Below are 21,837 nucleotides of genomic sequence, written 5' to 3'. Positions count from 1 at the left end.
TCGTGCCGTACCAATCAGGGTTCAGACCGCGAAGGTGGCCGGCCGCTCGGTGGCCGGCGCCGGCGGGCGGGCCTTCCACAGGCCGGTCTTCTGCCCGGCGAGCCGGGCCAGGTAGGCCGGGTTGAGGATCACGTAGCGGCGCCAGAGCCGCTTCGGCTCCAGACCGAGCCGCCAGAACCACTCCAGTCCGGCGCGCTGCATCCACGACGGGGGCTGGCGCAGCAGCCCGGCGTGGTAGTCGAAGGCCGCCCCGACCGCCATCAGCGGCATGTCGAGCAACGGCCGCATGGCGTACGCGAAGACCTCCTGGCGCGGGCAGCCAAGCCCGACCAGGACCAGCCGGGCACCGCTGGACCGGATCCGGTCGGCGATCTCAAAGTCCTCGCCCGGCTGGACCGCGCGGAACTTGGACGGCTCCACCCCGGCGATCTTCAGCGCCGGGAACATCCGCTCCAGCGCCGGGAGCAGCTTGGCCAGCGTCTCCTCGGTGGAGCCGTACAGGTAGACCGGCAGCCCCTCGTCGGCGAAGCGCGACAGCACGTGCAGCGTCAGCGTCGGCCCGTAGACCCGGTCGGTGAGCCCGGCATGGTGCAGCAGGTTGAGCGCCCAGCGCACCGGCTGACCGTCGGGGGTGACCACGTCGAAGGAGTTGAGTCGGGCGTTGTGCGCCGGGTCCAGCACCCCGGTCATCACACCGTGCACGGCCAGCGCGGTCAGCGCGAGCGGGCGTCGCTCGTGCGCCGCGGTCACCACGGCGTCGGTCGCCGTGGCGTAGTCGGTCGCGTCGACCAGGACGCCGAGCACGTTGCGCTTGGTCTGGGCGGTCATGCCTGGGGCACCCACTTGTCCACGTTTGCCTCGTAGATCTCCCGCAGGATCATCGGGACGTCATACGTAATCTCCCACTCCGGGTACTGCTGCTCAAATCGAGCCATGCTGCTCACGTACCACTGGTGGTCGCCGGTGCGGTTCTGCTCGACGTAGTTGATCTGCGCCTCGCGGCCGGTGATCTCCTCGGCGATCCGGAACGCCTCGATGTGCGACGTGTTGGAGTGCCGGCCTCCGCCGAGGTTGTAGACCTCCGCCGAACGCGGTGCCCGGAAGAACGCCTCGAACGCGGTCAGCACGTCACGCGAGTGGATCGCGTCGCGGACCATCTTGCCCTTGTAGCCGAACAGGTTGTACGTCCGGCCCTCCATCACGCAGCGCATCAGGTAGGCCAGGAACCCGTGCAGCTCGGCCGCCGAGTGCGCCGGGCCGGTCAGCGTGCCGCCCCGGAAACAGGCCGTCTTCATGTCGAAGTAGCGCCCGTACTCCTGCACCATCACGTCCGCGGCGACCTTGGAAGCGCCGAAGACCGAGTGCAGCGAGTTGTCGATCGACATGTCCTCGGTGATGCCCTGGTACCAGCGGTGGTCCTCGGGCAGCTCGTACCGGGTCTCCAGCTCGATCAGCGGCAGGCTGTTGGGCCGGTCACCGTAGACCTTGTTGGTGGAGCAGTGGATGAACGGCGCCTCGATCGCGTGTCGCCGGGTGTTCTCCAAGATGTTGAGCGTGCCGCCGGCGTTCACGTCGAAGTCCGTGTACGGCTCCTTGGCGGCCCAGTCGTGACTCGGCTGCGCCGCGCTGTGGATCACCACGGCGATGTCGGAGCCGTACTTCTTGAACACCTGCTCCAGGCCGTCCCGGTCCCGGATGTCCACCGCGAAGTGGGTGTACGCGGTGCCCAGGTCACGGCTGAGCCGCTCCAGGCTCCACGAGGTGGAGCCGTCCTCGCCGAAGAAGTACCGGCGCATGTCGTTGTCGATGCCGACGACGTCCAGACCGAGGCCGGCGAAGTGCCGGACCGCCTCGGAGCCGATCAGACCACCCGACCCGGTCACCAACGCGACACTCACACGCCACTCCTGGTCCATCGGAGGCAGAAACCATCGGAGCATAGCGTGACGCCGGGCGCGCCCCGATATGACGGAAGGGCCCCGCATTCTGCGGAGCCCTCGTCGGTGGTGGGGATGGGGGGAGTTGAACCCCCACGCCCTTTCGGGCACACGGACCTGAACCGTGCGCGTCTGCCATTCCGCCACATCCCCGTGGCACGACCCGGAACACTGTAGCCGCCCCGAGCCCACTGTCTCCAGCAGGCCCCGGAGATACTACGCTGTCCCCGGCGCTCGCCACGAGCGGTTACCGTTCGTGGCGGACGAAAGATTAGCACGGGAGACCCGGCCCATCCGAACGGGCCGGGAGCAGGCGGCCGAGCGGCGTGTGAGCTGCGCGCGCGCCGGCCGGATACCATCATGTCCTCGGGACCCGAGGAGGAGCCGGTGAGCGTGCTGCAACGCTTCGAGAAGCGTCTGGAAGGCCTGGTCGAAGGGGCCTTCGCCAAGGTCTTCAAAGGGGTGGTCCACCCCGTGGAGATCCTCAACGCCATGCAGCGGGAGGCCGAGGCGCACAAGGCGATCCTGGCCGGTGGGCGCACATTGGTGCCCAACCGCTACGTGATCGATCTCTCGCCGTTCGACCACAGTCGTCTGGCGCCGTACGCCGCCGCGCTGGCCCAGGAGCTGGCCCAGTCGCAGGCGGAGTTCATCGGCGAGCAGGCCTGGACGGTCTACGGCGACGTGATCGTCGAGATCGAACGGGGGGAGGGCCTGGACACGGGGATGTTCCGGGTCACCGCCGAGGTCTACACCGGCGGCGAGGTCGCCCCGGTCTCGGCGCCCGGCTACGACGCCGGCCCGCCCGCCTATCCCGCGTACGACCAGGGTGGCGGTTACGGTCCACCGCCCGGGCAGGGCGGCGGCCGCAACGTGCGGCTGGTCTCGGGTGACGGGCGCACCTATCCCCTCCAGATGGGGTCGACGGTGATCGGTCGCGGCGATCAGGCCAACCTGCGCCTGCCCGACGTCGGCATCTCCCGGCGACACGCCCGGCTGGACTTCGACGGCGGCCAGGTCGTGCTGACCGATCTGGGGTCGACCAACGGCACCATGGTCAACGGCCAGCGGGTCTCCGCCGTCGCCCTCAATCCGGGTGACATGGTCCAGCTCGGCACCACGACGCTGACCTTCCGCGTGGACGGCTGACCCGCCTTGCCGGAACTGGTCATCACCGTCGCCCGGTTCGGGTTCCTGATCCTGCTGTGGATCTTCGTGTTCACGGTGGTCGGCGTGATCCGCCGGGACCTCTTCGCGGGAGCCCGGTCCGGTCGTCTGGTGGCGGCGCCACGTGCGGTGGGCGCCTCGACGGGGCAGGCGGCCAAGCCGGCGAAGGTGAAGCGCGGCAGAGCGGCACACCAGCTGGTGGTGACCGCCGGTCAGCTGGCCGGCACTCGGATCACTCTCGGTGAAGCGCAGATCACCATCGGTCGGGCCGAGGACTCCACCCTGGTCATCACCGACGACTACGCCTCCGCGCGGCACGCCCGGCTCGTGCCGCGCGAAGGGCAGTGGTTCGTCGAGGACCTCGGCTCGACTAACGGCACGTACCTAGATCGCGCTAAGGTCACCGGACCAACCCCCGTCCCCCTCGGCGTGCCGATCCGGATCGGCCGCACTTCCCTCGAATTACGGCCATGACTCTGACCCTGCGCTATGCGGCCCACAGCGACCGCGGTCTGATCCGAGACGGCAATCAAGACTCCGTCTACGCCGGGCCGCGGCTACTCGCCGTTGCCGACGGCATGGGCGGCATGGCCGCCGGTGACGTCGCCAGCAACATCGTCATCGGTGCCATGGCGCCGCTCGACGAGGACGTCCCGGGGGACGCTCTCGTCGACGCGTTGCGTTCGGCCGTGGGCACCGCCAACCAACAACTCCGCGACACGGTGGACGCCAACCCGCAGTTGGAGGGGATGGGCACCACGCTGACGGCGACCCTCTTCTCCGGCAGCAAGCTGGGGATGGTCCACATCGGCGACTCGCGGGCCTATCTGCTGCGCAACGGTGAGTTCGCGCAGGTCACCAAGGACGACACCTACGTCCAGATGCTCGTCGACGAGGGTCGGATCAGCGCCGAGGAGGCGAGCAGCCACCCGCAGCGGTCGTTGCTCACCCGGGCCCTGGACGGCCGGGACATCGACCCGGAGTACTCGGTGCGCCAGGTGCTGCCCGGCGACCGGTACCTGATCTGCAGCGACGGCCTCTCGGGCGTGGTCAGCGCCGAGACCATCGGCGAGACGCTGCGGGAGTACGCCGACCCGCAGCAGTGCGTCGAGCGGCTGGTGCAGCTCGCGCTGCGCGGCGGTGGGCCGGACAACATCACGGTGATCATCGCGGACGCCACGGACCAGGACATCGTCGAGGCGACCCCGATCGTTGGCGGCGCCGCCGCCCGGGACCGGGGCATGGCCACCTCCGCCGACGACTCCACCCCGGCCGCCCGGGCCTCGGCGCTCTCCGCGCCCCGTCCGGCCGCGCCCGAGGAGCCGCCGGCGGCGGACGACGAGCAGGAGCCGAAGCGCCGCCCGGTGCGGGCCACAGCCATGGCGCTGGCCCTGCTGGTGATCCTCGGCGGCGGGCTCTTCGCGGGCTGGACCTACACGCAGCGGCAGTACTACGTGGGCGCCACCGAGGAGGGCCAGGTCGCCGTCTTCCGTGGCATCCAGGGTCAGATCGCCGGGATGGACCTCTCCACCGTGCACCGCACCAGCGGCACCCGGCTGGACGACCTCACCGTGGCGGCGCAGGACACCGTCAAGGTGGGCATCCGGGCCAAGAGCGAGCCGGACGCCGAGCGTCAACTCGCCGAGCTGACGAGCGACACCCCGAGCAACCCCAACCTGAAGCCGCTCTGCCCGGCCGACCCGACCGCCGCGGTGGGCGCGACGCCGACGCCCACCCCCACGCCGGCCGGAACGACGCCGGCACCGAACGGCAGCCCCAGCGCCAAAGCGTCGGTGACCCCCAACGGGGTCGTCAGCGCCACTCCGACCACCGGTGCGACCGCCGCTGTCGGCGTGACCGGTCCGACCACCACACCCGACGCCACGCCCTCCGACTCGACCACGCCAGGGCTCGACCCGGCCGGTTGCCGGTCTCCTGAGTGAGCGTCAGCTGAGATCTCGAGGACTCCACCCGTGACCGTAGCGGCCACACCGGCTCCCTCGCCCGCCAATGCGGGCGAGCAATCCGGCGTACGCCTGGCGCGGTCGCGCCGCAACGCCGAGCTGTCCCTGCTGCTGCTCGCGATGGTGCTGGTGGCCGCGTACGGGGCGACCGTCGAGGCGAACCTGCTGGACACCGTCACTCCGGACTTCTGGATGCCCGCCGCGGCGCTCGGCGCGGTCTTCCTCGGCCTGCACCTGGTCATCCGGTTCCTGGCACCCTTCGCCGACCCGGCGCTGCTGCCGGCGGTGGCCCTGCTCAACGGGCTCGGGGTGGGCTTCCTGCGCCGGATCGACCTGGGCGACGCCCCGGTGGCCGAGCGGGAGAGCCTGGCCGTCTTCGCGGGGCAGGGCGGGCGCCAGCTGGCCTGGACGCTCGGTGCGGTGGTCCTCGCCGCGAGCCTGCTCGCCATCATGCGCGACCACCGGTCGATCTCGCGGTACGCGTACACCCTGGGGTTGGCCGGCATCGTGCTGGTGATGCTCCCGGCGGTGCTGCCGTCGAGCATCTCCGAGATCAACGGCGCGAAGCTGTGGATCCGGGTGGGCAGCTTCTCCATCCAACCGGGTGAGTTCGCCAAGCTGGCGCTGCTGGTCTTCTTCGCCTACTACCTGGTGCGCAAGCGTGAGGTGTTGTCGCTGGCCAGCCGGCGCTTCCTCGGCATCGACTTCCCGCGTGGCCGCGATCTCGGCCCGGTGGTCGGCGTCTGGCTGATCAGCGTCCTGGTGCTGGTGTTCGAGAAGGACCTGGGCACCTCGCTGCTCTACTTCGGCATGTTCGTGGTGACGCTCTACATCGCCACCGAACGGGTCAGCTGGCTGCTGATCGGCCTGGTCCTCTTCTTCGGCGGCGCGTACCTCGCCTACGTCCTCGGCTCGACGGTCGGCGGGCCGTTCGCCAACTTCTACCTACGTGCCGAGATCTGGTTGGATCCGTTCGCCGACCCGACCGACAAGGGCTACCAGTTGGTCCAGGGGCTGCTCGCCCTGGGTACGGGCGGGCTCTTCGGCGCCGGGCCGGGCGGCGGTCAGCCGGACATCCTGCCGGAGGTGCAGAACGACTTCATCTTCGCCGGCATCGGCGAGGAGATCGGTCTCTTCGGGCTCTCCGCGCTGCTCGTCGTCTACCTGCTGATCGTGGAGCGGGGGCTGCGGGCCGCGCTCGCGGTGCGGGACTCGTTCGGCAAGCTGCTCGCCGGTGGTCTCGCGTTCACGCTCGGCCTCCAGGTCTTCGTGATCGTCGGCGGGATCAGCAAGCTCATCCCGCTGACCGGTCAGACCACCCCGTTCCTGTCCGCAGGTGGTTCGTCGCTGATGGCGAACTGGCTGCTCATCGCGGTGCTGCTGCGGGTCTCTGACGGAGCCCGTCGGCCGGTGAGCGGGAGCGCCGCCAAGGCGGCCCGACCCGCCGGCGGCCGGCCGGAGCAGCTGCACGGTGCTCCCACGGAGGTGATCAAGCCGTGAACGCACCACTGCGCCGCGTCGGCGTCGTCGTGATGGTCCTGTTCGGCCTGCTCTTCGCGAACCTCAACTGGATTCAGTTCCAGAAGGCCGACGAGTACCGCACCAGCGACTACAACGGCCGGGTCCAGGTCGCCGACTACAAGCGCAAGCGCGGCAACATCGAGGTCGGCGGCACTGCGGTGGCCACCAGCAAGGAGACCACCGGCAAGCTGAAGTTCCTGCGCACCTATCCAGGTGGCGCCAAGTATGCCCACGTGCTCGGCTACAAGCCGGTCAACCTGGCGGACCAGGGCATCGAGAGGGTAGAGAACGACTTCCTGGCCGGCACCAGCGACCAGTTGATCGGCGACCGGTTGAAGGACATGTTCACCGGCGACGACACCGGTGGCGGCAACGTGCTGCTCACCCTCTCCAAGCGGGCCCAGGACGTGGCGTACGACCAGCTGCGCAACAACCAGGTAGGGGTGAAGAAGGGCGCGGCGATCGCGATCGACCCGCGCACCGGCGCGGTGCAGGCGCTGGTTTCCATGCCCAGCTTCGACCCGCGCCCGCTGGCCAGCCACAACGGCTCCGAGGCGGCGGCGGCGTTCAACAAGCTGGATCAGGACCCGGATAAACCGCTGAATAACCGGGCGCTCTCCGAGACGCTGCCGCCGGGATCCACCTTCAAGATCGTGGTCGCCGCGGCGGCGCTGGAGAACGGGATCAGTAAATCCACCTCGATCCCGGCCGGGCCGAGCTACACCCCGCCCACCTCGGGCAGCCCGATCCGTAACGCCGCTCCGTCGATCTGCCCGAAGGACCAGGTCACCCTGCTGGACGCGGTGACCTACTCGTGCAACACCGGTTTCGCCCAGCTCGGCGTGCGGCTCGGCGCCGACACCATCAAGGAGAAGGCCCAGCAGTTCGGCTTCGAGCAGGACGACCTCACCGTCGGTCAGCTCGGCGAGGACGGCCTGCCCACGGCGGCCAGCCGGACCGGCGACATGCAGAACCCGGACGGCAGCACCGACCCGGCCGCGCTGGCCCAGTCGTCGATCGGCCAGAACAACGTCCGGATGACCCCGCTGGAGGGGGCCATGATCGCCGGGGCGGTCGCCTACGGCGGGAGCCAGATGCGGCCGTACCTGGTCCGGCAGCTGCTCGCCCCGGACCGGACCACCAGCTACTACACAGCGAAGCCGCGGGAGCTGCGCCAGCCGGTCGACGGGCAGGTTGCCGGCGACCTGCGCGACATGATGGTCAGCGTGGTCCAGAAGGGCACCGGCCGGAACGCGGCGATCAGCGGCTACACGGTCGGCGGCAAGACGGGCACCGCGCAGTCCGCTCCGGACCGGCCCGACCACGGTTGGTTCATCGGCTTCGCGCTGGACAAGAACGGCAACCCGGTCTCCGCGGTCTGCGTCGTCCTGGAGCAGGCCGGCTCCGGTGGCAGCGGCGAGGCCGCCCGGATCGGCGGTCAGATCATGCGGGCCGCCATCGCCGACCCAGGGGGTCGCTGACATGCTCAGCCCCGGCGTCCAGCTCGGCAACCGCTACCGCCTCGACGAGCGGATCGCCAGCGGCGGCATGGGCGACGTCTGGCGCGGCACCGACCAGGTGCTCGGCCGGACGGTCGCGGTCAAGAGCCTGCTTCCCGCGCTGCTCGACGACCCGGACTTCGCCGAGCGGTTCCGCGGCGAGGCACGGACCATGGCCACCATCAACCACCCCGGCGTGGTGGACGTCTACGACTTCGGCAACGACCAGCAGATCGCCTTCCTGGTCATGGAGTACGTCGAGGGCGATGCCCTGTCGTCCACGCTGAGCCGGGTCGGCCGGCTCACCCCGGCCCGGACGATGGCCCTGGTCGCGCAGGCCGCGGACGCGTTGCACGCCGCCCACGAGAAGGGCATCGTGCACCGCGACGTGAAGCCGGGCAACCTGCTGGTCCGGCCGAACGGCACGCTGGTGCTGACCGACTTCGGTATCGCCCGCTCCGACCTGGTCGGCCAGCTCACCGCCGCCGGCTCGGTGCTCGGCACCGCCTCGTACATCTCGCCCGAGCAGGCCACCGGTGGCGTCGCCACCCCGGCGTCCGACGTGTACGCGCTCGGCGTGGTCGCCTACCAGTGCCTGGCCGGACGCCGCCCGTTCGAGGGCGACAACCCGTTGGACATCGCCATGCGGCACGTCCGGGAGACCCCCCGACCGTTGCCGGCGGACATCCCGCCGCAGGTCCGGGCCGTTGTGGAACGGGCGTTGGCCAAGGACCCGGCAGCCCGGTGGCCCAGCGCCGCCGCCCTCGCCGGGGTCGCCCGCCAGCTCAAGGCCGCGCTCTCCCAGCAGGCCAGGGCCGGTGGCCACCCCGGGCCGGTCTCCGCGGCGCCGGCCTCGCCCGCCGCACCCGGCCGGGCCCAGGTGCCGTCCGCGCAGCAGCTTCGCCCGCCGGGCACCCCGCACCGACCGCCGGTCGCCGGCCAACGGCCGACCGCCGTCACGCCGGCCCAGCAGCCCCGGCCCACCGCCGTCGCGCCGGCCGTCCCGCACGCACGCCCGCCCGTCAGCCCCGCCGGTTACCCGCGCGGCGCCGCCGCGGTGCCGTCGGCACCGGTGCGGCAGGAGCATCAGCAGGCGTACCTCCGGCAGGCCGGCCCGGCGCTGCCGGCACCCGATCCTCGCCGGTCCCGGCCCGGAATGGTGCTCCTCGCCATCCTGCTGGCCGTACTGGTCCTGCTCTGCTCCGGCGTGATTTCCTACAACCTGCGGAAGCAGTCGCAAGCCGGTGAACCCGCTGCGCTGGCTCCGCACACCGTGACGTCCGGCGTGCTGCGGCTCCACGGACGCGACGATGCGACCCGGACGTCGTACCGTCTTGAGGTACGGCTCCAGCCGGACGACGGCGGGAAGACGACGAGCGAAGGACGACAGACGCGATGACAGCGCAGGCCCGCCTGCTCGGTGGCAGGTACCAGGTCGGCGAGCTGCTCGGCTACGGCGGCATGGCCGAGGTGCACCGCGGTCGCGACCTCCGGCTCGGTCGGGACGTCGCGATCAAGATGCTCCGCACCGACCTCGCGCGGGACGCGACGTTCCAGATGCGGTTCCGTCGGGAGGCGCAGAACGCCGCTTCGCTCAACCACCCGGCGATCGTGGCGGTCTACGACACCGGCGAGGAGACCGCGCCGACCGGCGAGACGCTGCCGTTCATCGTCATGGAGTTCGTCAACGGGCGGACGCTGAAGGAGGTGCTCGGCGCCGAGGGCCGGTTACAGCCCCGCCGGGCGTTGGAGATCTGCGCCGACATGTGCGCGGCGCTGGAGTTCAGCCACCGGCACGGCATCATCCACCGGGACATCAAGCCGGGCAACGTCATGCTCACCCAGACCGGCCAGGTCAAGGTGATGGACTTCGGCATCGCCCGGGCGCTGGCCAGCGGCGCGACCACCATGACGCAGACCAGCGCGGTGATCGGCACGGCGCAGTACCTCTCCCCGGAGCAGGCGCGCGGTGAGGCCGTGGACGCCCGCTCCGACGTGTACGCGGCCGGCTGCGTGCTCTTCGAACTGGTCTGCGGGCACCCGCCGTTCGTTGGGGACAGCCCGGTCAGCGTCGCGTACCAGCACGTGCGGGAGACGCCGCCCACGCCGAGCGACATCAACCCGGACGTCAACCCCGCAGTCGACGCGATCGTGCTCAAGGCGCTGTCCAAGAACCCGCTCAACCGCTACCAGAGTGCCGGCGAGATGCGGGCCGACCTGCTCCGCGCCGCCGCTGGCCGTCCCGTGCTGGCCACTCCGGTGATGCGCGAGGCGGAGACCGTGGCGATGGCCCCGGCCGGTGGTGGGGGCGGTTATCCGTCCGCCGCCGGTGGTCCGCAGACCCGCCAGATCCCGGCCCGGGTCGGCGACCCGCGCCAGCGCAAGGCGTCCTCCCTGCTGATCGCGACCTTCAGCGCCGTCGGCGTCCTGGCGGTGATCGCCCTGGTCGCCGCCCTGCTCTGGAGCCAGCAACCGGACAAGAACTTGAAGTCGGTGCCCACGCTCACCGGTAAGAACCAGGAGGCCGCCTTCACCGAGATCCGCAACGCTGGCCTCCAGCCGCAGGCGGGTGAGCAGATACTGAGCGGCACCTGCGAAAAGGGCACGGTCGCCAAGCAGATTCCGGAGCCCGGGACGCGGCTGCGGGAGAACGGCACAGTGACCATCCAGGTGTGCGGTGGCAAGCCCGACGTGGCGATCCCGAGCGACCTCGTCGGCTCGTTGTACGACGCGGTCAAGGCCCGGCTCGAGGGCCTGGGCCTGAAGGTCAAGCCCAAGCCGATCGACAACAAGGCGAGCGAGGGCATCGTCCTGGACGTGTCGCCGGCCCCCGGGGAGCGGGTGGCCGAGGACACCGAGGTGACGGTCACCTACTCCAAGGGCAACATCCATGGCGTTCCCGACGTTCGTGGTTCGTCGCAGAAGGCGGCCGAGGAGGAGTTGAAGCAGGCGGGCTACCGGGTCAACGTCGACCTCGGCGACCTCGTGCCCGCGGCGGAGGCCGGCAAGGTGACCGACCAGGACCCCAGGCCGGGCGCGCCGCTGGCCCAGGGGAAGACCGTGACGATCGTCGTCTCCCAGCCGGAGCCGGAGGACGAGACTCCGAGTCCGCCAGCGACGCCGACGCCCACGCCGACCACCACGCCGACCAAGCCGGGCGACGGTAACGGCGGCGGTTCCGGTCTGCCGTTCCCTCCCCCACCCACCCGGCTCAACGAGCAGTAGACCCGGTGACTCGGCTCCGGGGGCCGTCCGCGTGACCGAAGCTTCGGTGAGCGACCCTCCGGGTCGCGGGTGCCGGTGGCGGCGGGGCCTGACCCGGGCGGTCGCCCTGGGGCTGGCCTCGCTGCTCCTCGCCAGCCTTCCGTGGCTGTGGACGACGATCTCCGCGCGGGGCCATGTCTACGACGAGGCCGACGCCCCGGCCGCCGACGTCGTGATCGTCCTCGGCACCGCTGTGGCGACCCGATCGAACTCAACCGGGGGACCGGCTGGCCGGCCGCCTGGAGACCGCGGCCGAGTTGGTGAACAGTGGGCGGGCCCGGGTGGTGCTCGTGTCGGGCGACGGGGATGGCACCTCGGGTGACGAGCCGGCGGTGATGACGTCGTACCTGGCCGAACTCGGTGTCGATCCGCGGCGCGTGGTGGCCGACCCGTTCGGCTTGGACACCTATGACAGCTGTGCCCGGGCGCGCGAGGTGTACGGAGTCGAGCGGGCCCTGATCGTGACCCAGTCCTACCACGTGTCCCGGGCCGTGACGCTGTGCCGGCACCTCGGCCTCGACGTCGACGGGGTCACCGCCCGCTGCACCGGTTGCGGCCCCGTCCTGCTGGCCGAGAAGTCGATCCGGGACTACTTCGCCAGTGGCAAGGCGGCGTGGGACGCGGGCCGGGGCCGGGCACCGGCGGTGCGCTCGCCCGCGAGTCCGGCCGTCCAGGACGCGCTGCGGGGCTGAGCGTCCCGATTGAAAACCGGCCTGGTCGCGGTCAGGTGGTGGCGAAGGCGGCGCGGCGGCGGGCGTCTACCTCGGCGGCCAGCTCCGGGGCCCGCTCCAGCGCCTCCGGGTGGCCGCAGCTCGCCAGCCAGTTGGCGAGCATCAGGTGGCCGCCCTCGGTGAGCACCGACTCCGGGTGGAACTGCACGCCCTCGATCGGCAGCGTACGGTGCCGCATCGCCATCACCACGCCGGAGCCGGTCCAGCCGGTGACCTCCAGCTCGTCGGGGAGCGTCTCGGGCAGTACGGCCAGTGAGTGGTAGCGGGTGGCGGTGAACGGGTCGGGGAGACCGGTGAGCACGCCGACCGACTGGTGGCGTACCTCGGAGGTCTTGCCGTGCAGCAGTTCGGGTGCGCGGGTGACGGTCGCCCCGAACGCCTCGCCGATCGCCTGGTGGCCGAGGCAGACGCCGAAGATGGGCAGCTGGCCCGCGTACTCCCGGATGACGTCCAGGCAGATGCCGGCGCGGTCGGGACTGCCCGGACCGGGCGAGAGCAGGATGCCGGCGGCACCCACCCGGCCCACGTCGGCGACGTCGATCTCGTCGTTTCGGCGGACCTCGCAGTCCACCCCGAGCTGGCCCAGATATTGCACAAGGTTGAAGACGAACGAGTCGTAGTTGTCGATCACCAGGACGCGCATGGTCACCTGCTCGGGGAGGGCGGCGCGGAGTTGTTCTGGTCGGTGTCGTAGGGCAGCTCGTGCTCGTCGCCGGCCGGGGTCTCCCCGGTCACCGCATCCCCGCCGCCCGGGTCGCCGGGCACGCCGGAGTCCTGGGTGACCTGCACGTCGTCGAAGGGCAGCAGCGGCTCGGCCCACGGGAAGGCCACGTACCAGAGCAGGGCCACCGCGGCGGCGGCGAGCAGCACCGAACCGGTCAGCTTGCCGGCCAGGCCGAACGGCAGTTTGCGCCAGATGAACGCGTACATCGGGTCAGCCTCCCAGCTCCGCCGGGCGGCCCGCCGACTTGGGTTGGGTCCGGTCCAGCTCGGCGTGGATGATCAGGCGCTGGTAGTTGTCGAACTTCGGGTTGCAGGTGGTCAGGGTGAGCATCCGCCGGGTGGCCTTCCGGTCCGGTTCGCCGGGGACCGGCGCCACCACCTCGACCTGCGTCGGCCTGACGATCCGGGACTGCGAAACCCGATAGACGTACCAGTCGGTCTTGCTCTCGACCACTATCGCGTCGCCGTCGTCCAGCTCGTCCAGCCGCCAGAAGGTGGCCCGGTTGCGGTGGCCGGCGACGGAGAAGTTGCCGACCTGCCCGGGCAGCGCGCTGGCCGGGTAGTGGCCCGGGGCGTACCGGATGTCGGCCTGCGTGACGCCCTCGACCACCACCCAGTTCTTGTCGAGCTTGGGGATGTAGAGGCTGGCGATCGGCTTGCCGCGCACCGGCGGCGCCGGTTTGACGCTCGGGGTGGCCGACGGGGCGACCGTGGGGTCGTCGGTCGGGCCCCAAGCCTGGGCGAGCTGCTGGCTGAGGTCGTTCTGGTGGGCGTCGACGATGGCCGACTTGCCCCAGACCTCGTAACCCGCGAAGAGCAGCACCACGAGGCCGAAGGTGATCAGGACCTCGCCGGTGACCCGGACGCCGGTGCGGAGCCGGGAGGCGAGCGTGGGGCGGGTGAGCTCCGAGTAGACGCTCTTGTAACCCTCACCGGTCTGGTGGGGCCGGAGTTGGACCACCCGCTCGCCGCGTCGGGGCCGCGGTGGCTCGGCGGGATTGTCCTCGGCGCCGGCCGGCTCGTCGGTGGCCGCGGTGCGGGGGACGGCACCCATCAGCGCCGTGGAGTCCATGGCCGGCGGGCGGGACGAGGGCCGGGCGGGTACGGCCGGGATCAGCGCGGTGGCGGCCGGGTCGGCGGGGCGGTCCGGACCGGTCGGAGCGGCCGGCGAGCCGGTTGCGCGCGTGGGCCCGACCTTGCGGATGAACGCGGTGGGCGCGTCCACACCGGCAGCCGTCGGGCGGGCGGGTGGGGTACTCGGCGGCGCCGGCGGCCGGATGGGGGTGTTGCCGGGGGCGGCCGGTCGGACCGGTCCCTGGTCGGGTGCGGGCGGTCGGCCGCGGGTGGCTGCGGGAGGAGGGACGGGCCCGCCGTGCGGGCCCGACTCGGCGGGCCTGGCGCCGGGCCAGGGCGGAGGCGCTCCGGTGCCCGGGAGGTTGTCGGGGCGGCCGGTCGGCGGTTCGGGTACGGCCGGTGGGGGCGTCGCCCGGGGCCGGGAGGGCAGCACCGGATCGGGCCAGTTGCCGGTGGGGCCCGGTCGGTCAGCTTCACGTTCGGGCCGGTCGACCTTGGGTAGGAACGCCGTCGGTTCGTCGGCCTGGTCCCGGTGTCGCCCGTCCCGCCGGTCGTCCGGGCCGCTCACCGGGGCACCGTCGCCGAGCGCAGGGCGGTCGAGTCCTCGAACGCCGGGACTGTCACCGCGGAGACGGTCTCCTCGTACCCGAGCTGGTAGTCGTCGACTGCGTCCTTGAACAACCGGACTCCCTCAGAGCTGGCGAGGGCCTGCTGGAGGGCAGCGGGATCGCCGATTGCTACGATCTTGAACGGTGGGGAGTACACCCGCCCGTGGAGCAGCAGGGTGTTACCGACGCAGCGTACCGCGCTGGTCGTCAGCACGCGGACGTTCATGATTGACATGGCCTCCGCGCCGCCGGCCCACAGCGCGTTGACCACCGCCTGCACGTCACCCTGGTGCACCACCAGGTCGTCGTTGCTGGCGTCCGTGGGGGCCTGGTCGCTGCGTCGCGGCGGCGCGTCGTTCAGCTCCACGGTCACCCCGGTGCCGGCCAGCGCTGTGAACCCGGCGGCCTGGAGGCTGCCCTGGGCGCGGTCCTGTTGGGCCTTGATCGGGCTGTCCGAGTGGGCCAGCGCGTCGGTCCGCTGCTCGACCTCGTCGCGCAGTGTGGCGGCCCGGCGCTCGCTCGCCGCCACCTGCTCGCGGCGGTCCTCGATGAGCTGGTTGAGCTGGGGCCGGCGGTCCTCTCGCAGCGCGGTGCCGCCGGCGGTGGTCGCGGTGGTGGTGAAGAGCAGCCCCGCCGCGGCGGCGATCAGGGGCACCCCGATCGACCAGCCCGGTCGGCGTTGACGCGGTCGCCGGGGCAGCAGCCCGGCAGCGGCCCGTCGGAGGACCTTCTGCCAGGAGGCAGCGCCGGATGTGTACTCCACCGAGCGTTCCTTCCACGTTTCGGGGATTGGTCCGCCCCCGGCCCGGCCGGTGATGCGAACAGTCCCGCCTTTTTCGGTCACTCCGCGCACCGGGCTGACCCCATTCGTGGTCCGGGCGGGCGTTCCGGACTACGCTAGCTTTCGAACATTATTGGCCATGGACCGTCGCCCCCGCGCCCGGTTGTCAGGCCGGACGAGGTCGTCACCCCTCTGGAGAGCGTCGTGCCCAAGTCTCAGGTCCGCAAGAAGAAGGTGTACACCCCGCCGACGGACGTCCGTCCGACGACGGCGGCATCGTCGCGCAAGCCTAGCCCGGTGTGGCTGCCGATCACCGCTGTCGCATTGATCGTCGCTGGCATCGGTTGGCTGGTGGTCTACTACCTCTCCGAGCAGCAGTACCCGGTCATGGCGTGGGGTTACTGGAACCTCGCGGTGGGCTTCGGCGCGATGGTCGCCTCGCTGGCGCTGCTCTCCCGCTGGCGCTGAGCCGGCCCGGCGTCGCCACGCCGGAGGATTCACGTCACCCCACGGAGCCCCTGCCCGGCAGGACCGGGCGGGGCACCCTATGGTGTCCGCAGGGCGGCGCGGCCCGCTGCGAGATGACTCACGTTACTGCTGGGTAACCTTGCGCGTAGGCTGCACTGCATGACCGAGCGGAGCGAGGTCATCGACCGGTCCGGTCGCAGGTGCGGCAGCGGCGCGACGCTGGCTACGTCCTGACCCGGTCCCGGTCGCCGAGCCGCTCGACAGGCAGCAGACCGGGGAGGCCAACTCGATGGGCAGCGTCCAGATCGTCACCACGATCCTCGCGGCCGCCATCACCGCCGTGGCGGTGTGGCTTGCGGCGCGTGCGGTCCTCAAGATGGTGGCAGTCATCCGGCTCGGGCAGCCCGCGCCGGAGCGGTTCACCGACAAGGTCAGCCGTACGAAGACCATGCTGGTGGAGACCGCCGGCCACACCAGGATGCTCAAGTGGAGCGTGGTGGGCGCGGCGCACTGGTTCGTGATGGTCGGCTTCATCGTGCTGTCGCTGCTGGTGCTCGAGGCGTACTTCGAGGTGGTCACCCCGACCGGTGGGCTGCCGATCATCGGGCACTGGCTGGTCTTCGGGCTGGCCACCGAGATCATCGGCGTCCTGGGCCTGGTCGGCATCCTGGTGCTGATGGCGATCCGGCTGCGCAACCGGCCGAACCGGCCGGGTGGGCGCTCCCGGTTCACCGGCTCGACGATGTGGCAGGGCTACTTCGTCGAGTGGATCGTGCTGCTGGTCCTGATCTTCGGGTTCGTGATCCGGGGCTTCAAGGTCGCCACCGACCACTTCGAGTACCCGCTCTGGGCCACCCCGGTAAGCCACGTCGTCGGCGCGGTGCTGCCGGACTGGCAGGACGGGGCGAGCATCGCCGCCGTTATCAAGATCGTAATCTCGATGACCTGGCTGATCGTCATCTCGCTTAACGTCACAATGGGCGTCGCCTGGCACCGCTTCCTGGCGTTCCCCAACATCTTCTTCAAGCGTGAGCCGGCCCGGCCGGCCGGCTCCGGCCTCGGCGCGTTGCGCCCGATGACCAGTCAGGGCAAGCCCCTCGACTTCGAGGAGGCGGACCCGGAGAAGGACCAGTTCGGTGTCGCCCAGGTCGAGCAGTTCAGCTGGAAGGGTCTGCTCGACTTCAGCACCTGCACCGAGTGCGGTCGCTGCCAGTCGCAGTGCCCGGCCTGGAACACCGGCAAGCCGCTCTCGCCCAAGCTGCTCGTGCTGAGCCTGCGCGACCACGCGTACGCCAAGGCGCCCTACCTGCTGGCCGGCGGCGGCAAGGACCTGACCGGCGAGGAGAAGGCCACCCAGGCGCAGCTCGCCCACATGGACGTGCTGGCCCTCGCCGAGGCCGAGCGCCCGCTGATCGGCACCGCCGAGGAGGGCGGGGTCATCGACCCGGACGTGCTCTGGTCCTGCACCACCTGCGGCGCCTGCGTCGAGCAGTGCCCGGTGGACATCGAGCACGTGGACCACATCGTCGACATGCGCCGCTACCAGGTGCTGATCGAGTCGAGCTTCCCCTCCGAGGCCGGCGTGATGCTGCGCAACCTGGAGAACAAGGGCAACCCGTGGGGCGCCCCGCAGAACACCCGCGAGGACTGGACCAAGGGTCTCGACTTCGAGGTGCCCCGGGTCGGCGAGGTGGACGACTTCGAGTACCTGTTCTGGGTCGGCTGCGCCGGCGCGTTCGAGGACCGGGCCAAGAAGACCACCCGCGCGGTGGCCACCCTGCTGAACGAGGCGGGCGTCAAGTTCGCCATCCTGGGCGAGGGCGAGACCTGCTCCGGCGACCCGGCGCGGCGAATCGGCAACGAGTTCGTCTTCCAGATGCTCGCCCAGCAGAACGTGGAGACGCTCAACGAGGCGTTCGAGGGCCGGGAGAAGGCCAAGCGCAAGATCGTCGCTACCTGCCCGCACTGCTTCAACACACTCGGCAACGAGTACGGCCAGCTCGGCGGCGAGTTCGAGGTGGTCCACCACACCCAACTGCTGGCCCACCTGGTGTCCACCGGCAAGCTCACCCCGGTGCAGCCCGTCGACGGCGGGGTCACCTACCACGACCCGTGCTACCTGGGTCGGCACAACCGGGTCTTCGCGGCTCCCCGTGAGGTGCTCGGGGACGCCATCGAGGGCGAGCTCACCGAGATGCCGCGCAACAGCGAGCGCTCCTTCTGCTGCGGCGCCGGCGGCGCCCGGATGTGGATGGAGGAGAAGATCGGCAAGCGGATCAACGTGGACCGGGTCGAGGAGGCCATGGCCACCGGGGCGAAGACGGTCGCCGTCGGCTGCCCGTTCTGCTCGACGATGCTCAACGACGGGGTGAACGGCAAGGGCGCCGGCGAGCAGGTCGAGGTGATCGACGTGGCCAGCGTGCTGCTCCGCTCGGTCAAGCCGGAGCAGCCACAGGGCGGCAAGGAGGCCGCGCCGGTCGGCGGCTGAGCCGCGTACCGCACAGAGCCACCGGCCGGCCGTCCCGGCCGGTGGCCGGGCACCCGCCGTGGCACAATCTCGCCGAGGTGAGGCGAACATCGACGGGATTGTCCTGGCCACGCTGCTGCCCCTGGTCGGCTTCGCTGCGCTGACCGCCGGCAACGCGTTCTTCGTCGCGGCCGAGTTCGCCCTGGTCACGGTCGATCGCGCGGAGATCGACCGCCGGGCCGCCGCCGGCGACGAGGCCGCCCTGACGGTACGCACAGCGCTGCGCGAGCTCTCCTTCCAGCTCTCCGGGGCGCAGCTCGGCATCACCATCACCGCGCTGCTCACGGGCTACCTGGCCGAGCCGGCCCTGGCCCGCGTCTTCACCCCGCTGCTGCGCCCGGTGGCCGGGGACAGCACGGAGCGGTTCACCCCGTTCCTGGCGCTGGCCCTGGCGACTCTGATCTCCATGCTCTTCGGCGAACTGGTACCCAAGAACGCGGCGCTGGCCCGGCCGATGCCGGCCGCGCTGGCGACCGCCGGCCCCATGCACTCCTTCTCCCGGACGTTCGGCTGGGTGATCCGGGGGCTCAACGGTTCGGCGAACCGGCTCGTCCGGGCGCTCGGGGTGGAGCCGCAGGAGGAGCTTCGGAGCGCCCGATCACCGGAGGAGCTGGGCCTGCTGGCGGCCATCTCCGCCCGGGCGGGGGCACTGCCGACGGACACCGCGATGCTGCTGCGCCGCACCATCCGCTTCGGCGACAAGCGGGCGGCGGAGGCGATGACCCCCCGGGTGGACGTGGTGGCGCTGCGCGCCACGGCCACGGTGGCCGAGTTGCTGGAGCTGTCCCGGGAGACCGGGCGGACCCGGTTCCCGGTGTACGAGGAGACCCTGGACCTGGTCACCGGTGTGGCGGGGGTGCCGGACGCGCTCGGGGTTCCACTGGCCGCCCGGGCGTCGACCACTGTCGGCTCGGTGGCCCGCGAGCCGGTGTACGTGCCGGAGAGCCTGGACCTGGACGGCGTGCTTGCCGCGCTGAAGGCCGCCGGGGCCGACCTGGCCATCGTGGTCGACGAGTACGGCGGCACGGACGGCGTGGTGACCATCGAGGACCTGGTCGAGGAGCTGGTCGGGGAGATCGCCGACGAGTTCGATCCGGCCAGCGTGGACGACGCCGGCCCGGTCGAGTTGACCGTGCCGGGCGGGGAGCGCACCGTGCTGGTCGACGGGGTGCTGCGCTCCGACGAGCTGGCCGAGCAGACCGGCTTCCGGCTGCCCGAGGGGCCGTACGAGACGCTGGCCGGCTACCTGATGGCCCGGCTCGGGCACATCCCGCTGGCCGGCGAGACGGTCGAGGCCGGCGGCTGGGAGTTCACAGTGGTGGAGGTGGAACGGCACCGGATCGAGCAGGTCCGGGTGCTGCGCCCGGCGGAACCGGACGACGATGCCTGAGCTGCTGGTGACCGTGCTGCTGCTGCTCGGCAACGGGTTCTTCGTGGGTAGCGAGTTCGCGCTCATCGCGTCCCGGCGGACGGTGATCGAGCCGCTGGCCGCCGGCTCGAAGCGGGCCCGCTGGGCGCTGTCGGCGATGAACCAGATCCCCCTGATGATCGCTGGGGCGCAGCTCGGCATCACGGTCTGCTCCCTGGGTCTCGGTGCGATCGCCGAGCCCGCGCTGGCCCACCTGTTGGAGTCGCCGTTCCACGCGGCCGGCCTGCCCGAGCGGGCGGTGCACCCGGTGGCGTTCGTGCTGGCGTTGGGCGTGGTGGTCTTCCTGCACACGGTGGTCGGCGAGATGGTGCCGAAGAACATCACGCTGGCCGGTCCGGAACTCTCCGCGCTCTGGCTCGGTCCGGCCATGCTGGCGTTCTGCGTGGCCACCAAGCCGCTGCTGCTGGCGATGAAGTGGGCGGCCCGGCGGGTCCTCGCGGTCTGGCGGGTCGAGGCGTCCGAGGCGGTGAAGACGGTCTTCACCGCGGAGGAGTTGGCGGGGCTGGTCTCCCAGGCGCGCACCGAGGGGCTGCTCGACGCGGAGCAGCACGCCCGGATCACCGGCGCCCTGGCCCTGCACACCCGGACCGCCGCGGACGCGTGGCAGCCGTGGTCGACGGTCGTGACGGTGGCCGAGGACGTCTCGCCCGCGTCGCTGGAGGTGCTGGCGACCCGCACCGGCCGGTCCCGGTTCCCGGTGGTGCAGCGGTCCACCCGGCGGGTGCTCGGTTTCGTGCACGTCAAGGACGTGCTCGGGTACTCGGGGCATGCCCGCCGGGCACCGGTGCCGGCGGAGGTCTACCGGCCGCTGGCGGTGGTGCCGCCGGAGCGTACGCTCGCCGACCTGCTGCTGGCCATGCGCCGCGAGCGGAGGCACATGGTGCTGGTCAGCGACGGCCGGCGCCCGCTCGGTGTGGTCACGCTCGACGACGTATTGACCGCGATAGTTGGGTGACGGGCCAATACCCTTGGTGTGCAAGCGGTTGCGTGACAGTGACGGTGACGCCTCCCGCCTTGATTCCGGTGCTGCGCTTCCCTAATGTGGGGCACCGACCGCTGTGGGTCGTCTGCCTCGGCCCTTCCCTCACGCGAGGCGCCCGGCGGTCGGTTGCAAAGGAGTCGGTGCCGGTGGCAACCATGCCCCCTCATCGTCACGCCCCGGGACTGCCCGCTCGGCCGGGCGGTCTGCGCCGGGTCGCCCACCGTCTACTCGTCCTGGTCGCCGCCGCCGCGGTCGGCGCCGGCGTGCTCTCCGCGCCCGTGCAGGCCGCGCCCTCGGTCGACGAGATCGAGGCGCAGATCGACAAGCAGTGGGAGCAGTTGGAGCCCACCATCGAGCAGTACAACAAGGTGCGGTCGCAGCTGAAGGCCAACCGGAAGAAGTCATCCGAACTGCAGAAGAAGATCGAGCCGCTGGCGCTGCAGAGCGAGCTGGCGCTCAACCGGGTCGGTGACCTCGCCTCCCGGTACTACATGTCGGGTCCCTCCCACGACATCGGCGCGTTGCTGGTCAGCGCCAAGCCGGACACGCTCACCGAGCAGCTCACGGTCCTGGACCGGCTGGCCGCGCGGGAGCGCAAGGAGGTCGAGGGCGTGCTGGCCGTACGGGCCAAGTACGACGGCCAGAAGCAGAAGCTGGACGCGCTGATCGCCACCCAGACCAAGCAGCAGAACGAGCTGGCGGCGAAGAAGAAGCAGATCGACGGCGAGATCAAGCGTCTCGAGGCCTCGCTGCCGAAGACGACGATCAAGACCGAGGGCTGCCCGACCATCAACGGGGTGGCCAACGCGGCCGCCCAGAAGGCGATCAAGACCGCCTGCCAGCAGGTCGGCGATCCCTACGTCTGGGGCGCCACCGGCCCGAACTCGTTCGACTGCTCGGGCCTGACCCAGTACGCCTACAAGGCGGCCGGGATCAGCCTGACCCACCACACGGGTGACCAGTGGCACGAGGGCAAGGCCATCTCGCGGGCCGACGCCCGCCCCGGTGACCTGGTCTTCTTCTTCAGCGACCTGCACCATGTCGGCCTGTATCTGGGTAACGACAAGATGGTGCACGCGCCACGCGCCGGCAAGCCGGTGCAGGTGGCCAGCATCAACTACATGCCGGTCGCCGGGTTCCGCAGACCCGGCTGATCCAGCAG

The 21,837-nt window shown here is 71.2% G+C and carries 19 protein-coding genes and 1 tRNA gene; 13 read left to right on the top strand and 7 right to left on the bottom strand.

Features of this window, described 5'->3' with window-relative positions:
• Positions 1 to 21: 21 nt before the first annotated feature.
• The 3 genes from GA0070607_RS12360 to GA0070607_RS12350 all read right to left on the bottom strand — a co-directional run bounded on the left by GA0070607_RS12360 (position 22) and on the right by GA0070607_RS12350 (position 2,090).
• The gene (locus tag GA0070607_RS12360) at positions 22 to 828 is read right to left on the bottom strand and encodes a WecB/TagA/CpsF family glycosyltransferase (protein WP_089018338.1); all 807 of its coding nucleotides are present in this window, start codon (positions 826 to 828) and stop codon (positions 22 to 24) included.
• Positions 825 to 1,940, bottom strand: coding sequence for an NAD-dependent epimerase/dehydratase family protein (locus GA0070607_RS12355; RefSeq protein WP_172899018.1), 1,116 nt, complete (start codon positions 1,938 to 1,940; stop codon positions 825 to 827). The genes GA0070607_RS12360 and GA0070607_RS12355 overlap by 4 nt, the downstream gene beginning before the upstream one ends.
• Positions 1,941 to 2,004: 64 nt before the next feature.
• Positions 2,005 to 2,090: transfer RNA gene (locus GA0070607_RS12350), tRNA-Leu, on the bottom strand.
• A 207-nt stretch (positions 2,091 to 2,297) separates the two neighbouring features.
• Between GA0070607_RS12350 and GA0070607_RS12345 the strand changes: the two genes are divergently transcribed.
• The 8 genes from GA0070607_RS12345 (at position 2,298) to GA0070607_RS33315 (ending at position 12,044) form a co-directional block, all read left to right on the top strand.
• Positions 2,298 to 3,086, top strand: a complete 789-nt coding sequence (locus GA0070607_RS12345; protein WP_074315673.1) for an FhaA domain-containing protein — start codon at positions 2,298 to 2,300, stop codon at positions 3,084 to 3,086.
• A gap of 6 nt (positions 3,087 to 3,092) precedes the next feature.
• Positions 3,093 to 3,578, top strand: coding sequence for an FHA domain-containing protein FhaB/FipA (locus GA0070607_RS12340; RefSeq protein WP_088959602.1), 486 nt, complete (start codon positions 3,093 to 3,095; stop codon positions 3,576 to 3,578).
• A complete protein-coding gene (locus GA0070607_RS12335; RefSeq protein ID WP_089018337.1) occupies positions 3,575 to 5,047 on the top strand; it encodes a PP2C family protein-serine/threonine phosphatase in 1,473 nt (490 codons plus the stop codon). The genes GA0070607_RS12340 and GA0070607_RS12335 overlap by 4 nt, the downstream gene beginning before the upstream one ends.
• A gap of 30 nt (positions 5,048 to 5,077) precedes the next feature.
• Complete coding sequence (locus tag GA0070607_RS12330) at positions 5,078 to 6,568, top strand: FtsW/RodA/SpoVE family cell cycle protein (protein WP_089018336.1); 1,491 nt, start codon at positions 5,078 to 5,080, stop codon at positions 6,566 to 6,568.
• Positions 6,565 to 8,070 carry a peptidoglycan D,D-transpeptidase FtsI family protein gene (locus GA0070607_RS12325; RefSeq protein WP_089018335.1) on the top strand — a complete coding sequence of 502 codons (1,506 nt, stop codon included), beginning with the start codon at positions 6,565 to 6,567 and terminating at the stop codon, positions 8,068 to 8,070. The genes GA0070607_RS12330 and GA0070607_RS12325 overlap by 4 nt, the downstream gene beginning before the upstream one ends.
• A gap of 1 nt (position 8,071) precedes the next feature.
• Positions 8,072 to 9,487: a serine/threonine-protein kinase gene (locus GA0070607_RS12320; RefSeq protein WP_089018334.1), complete on the top strand. Its 1,416-nt coding sequence runs from the start codon at positions 8,072 to 8,074 to the stop codon at positions 9,485 to 9,487.
• Positions 9,484 to 11,313 (top strand): Stk1 family PASTA domain-containing Ser/Thr kinase, encoded by a 1,830-nt coding sequence (pknB, locus tag GA0070607_RS12315; protein ID WP_089018333.1) that lies wholly within the window; start codon positions 9,484 to 9,486, stop codon positions 11,311 to 11,313. Before GA0070607_RS12320 ends, pknB begins: the two co-directional genes overlap by 4 nt.
• 299 nt (positions 11,314 to 11,612) lie before the next feature.
• The gene (locus GA0070607_RS33315; RefSeq protein WP_331716447.1) at positions 11,613 to 12,044 is read left to right on the top strand and encodes a SanA/YdcF family protein; all 432 of its coding nucleotides are present in this window, start codon (positions 11,613 to 11,615) and stop codon (positions 12,042 to 12,044) included.
• Positions 12,045 to 12,075: 31 nt separating this feature from the next.
• Here GA0070607_RS33315 and GA0070607_RS12305 read toward each other — a convergent pair whose 3' ends face one another.
• The 4 genes from GA0070607_RS12305 to GA0070607_RS12290 are packed head-to-tail and all read right to left on the bottom strand — an operon-like array spanning position 12,076 to position 15,251.
• A complete protein-coding gene (locus GA0070607_RS12305; protein ID WP_089018332.1) occupies positions 12,076 to 12,726 on the bottom strand; it encodes an aminodeoxychorismate/anthranilate synthase component II in 651 nt (216 codons plus the stop codon).
• A gap of 2 nt (positions 12,727 to 12,728) precedes the next feature.
• Positions 12,729 to 13,013, bottom strand: coding sequence for a hypothetical protein (locus tag GA0070607_RS12300; RefSeq protein ID WP_089018331.1), 285 nt, complete (start codon positions 13,011 to 13,013; stop codon positions 12,729 to 12,731).
• Positions 13,014 to 13,017: 4 nt separating this feature from the next.
• Positions 13,018 to 14,448 carry a class E sortase gene (locus tag GA0070607_RS12295; protein WP_089018330.1) on the bottom strand — a complete coding sequence of 477 codons (1,431 nt, stop codon included), beginning with the start codon at positions 14,446 to 14,448 and terminating at the stop codon, positions 13,018 to 13,020.
• The gene (locus GA0070607_RS12290) at positions 14,445 to 15,251 is read right to left on the bottom strand and encodes a DUF881 domain-containing protein (protein ID WP_089018329.1); all 807 of its coding nucleotides are present in this window, start codon (positions 15,249 to 15,251) and stop codon (positions 14,445 to 14,447) included. The genes GA0070607_RS12295 and GA0070607_RS12290 overlap by 4 nt, the downstream gene beginning before the upstream one ends.
• A 222-nt stretch (positions 15,252 to 15,473) precedes the next feature.
• Between GA0070607_RS12290 and GA0070607_RS12285 the strand changes: the two genes are divergently transcribed.
• The 5 genes from GA0070607_RS12285 to GA0070607_RS12265 all read left to right on the top strand — a co-directional run bounded on the left by GA0070607_RS12285 (position 15,474) and on the right by GA0070607_RS12265 (position 21,829).
• The gene (locus GA0070607_RS12285; RefSeq protein WP_089018328.1) at positions 15,474 to 15,737 is read left to right on the top strand and encodes a cell division protein CrgA; all 264 of its coding nucleotides are present in this window, start codon (positions 15,474 to 15,476) and stop codon (positions 15,735 to 15,737) included.
• 289 nt (positions 15,738 to 16,026) lie between these two features.
• On the top strand, positions 16,027 to 18,225 hold the full coding sequence (locus GA0070607_RS12280; RefSeq protein WP_089018327.1) for a (Fe-S)-binding protein: 2,199 nt from the start codon (positions 16,027 to 16,029) through the stop codon (positions 18,223 to 18,225).
• Between the two features lie 115 nt (positions 18,226 to 18,340).
• Entirely contained in the window at positions 18,341 to 19,654 is a 1,314-nt protein-coding gene (locus GA0070607_RS12275; RefSeq protein ID WP_089021812.1) for a hemolysin family protein, read from the top strand.
• Complete coding sequence (locus GA0070607_RS12270; protein ID WP_089018326.1) at positions 19,647 to 20,648, top strand: hemolysin family protein; 1,002 nt, start codon at positions 19,647 to 19,649, stop codon at positions 20,646 to 20,648. Before GA0070607_RS12275 ends, GA0070607_RS12270 begins: the two co-directional genes overlap by 8 nt.
• A gap of 167 nt (positions 20,649 to 20,815) precedes the next feature.
• Positions 20,816 to 21,829: a C40 family peptidase gene (locus tag GA0070607_RS12265; RefSeq protein ID WP_231930980.1), complete on the top strand. Its 1,014-nt coding sequence runs from the start codon at positions 20,816 to 20,818 to the stop codon at positions 21,827 to 21,829.
• Positions 21,830 to 21,837: the final 8 nt, after the last annotated feature.

The sequence above is a fragment of the Micromonospora coriariae genome (assembly GCF_900091455.1).
In the GTDB taxonomy this organism is placed as follows: domain Bacteria; phylum Actinomycetota; class Actinomycetes; order Mycobacteriales; family Micromonosporaceae; genus Micromonospora; species Micromonospora coriariae.
This window is presented reverse-complemented; position numbering and strand designations above follow the sequence as displayed.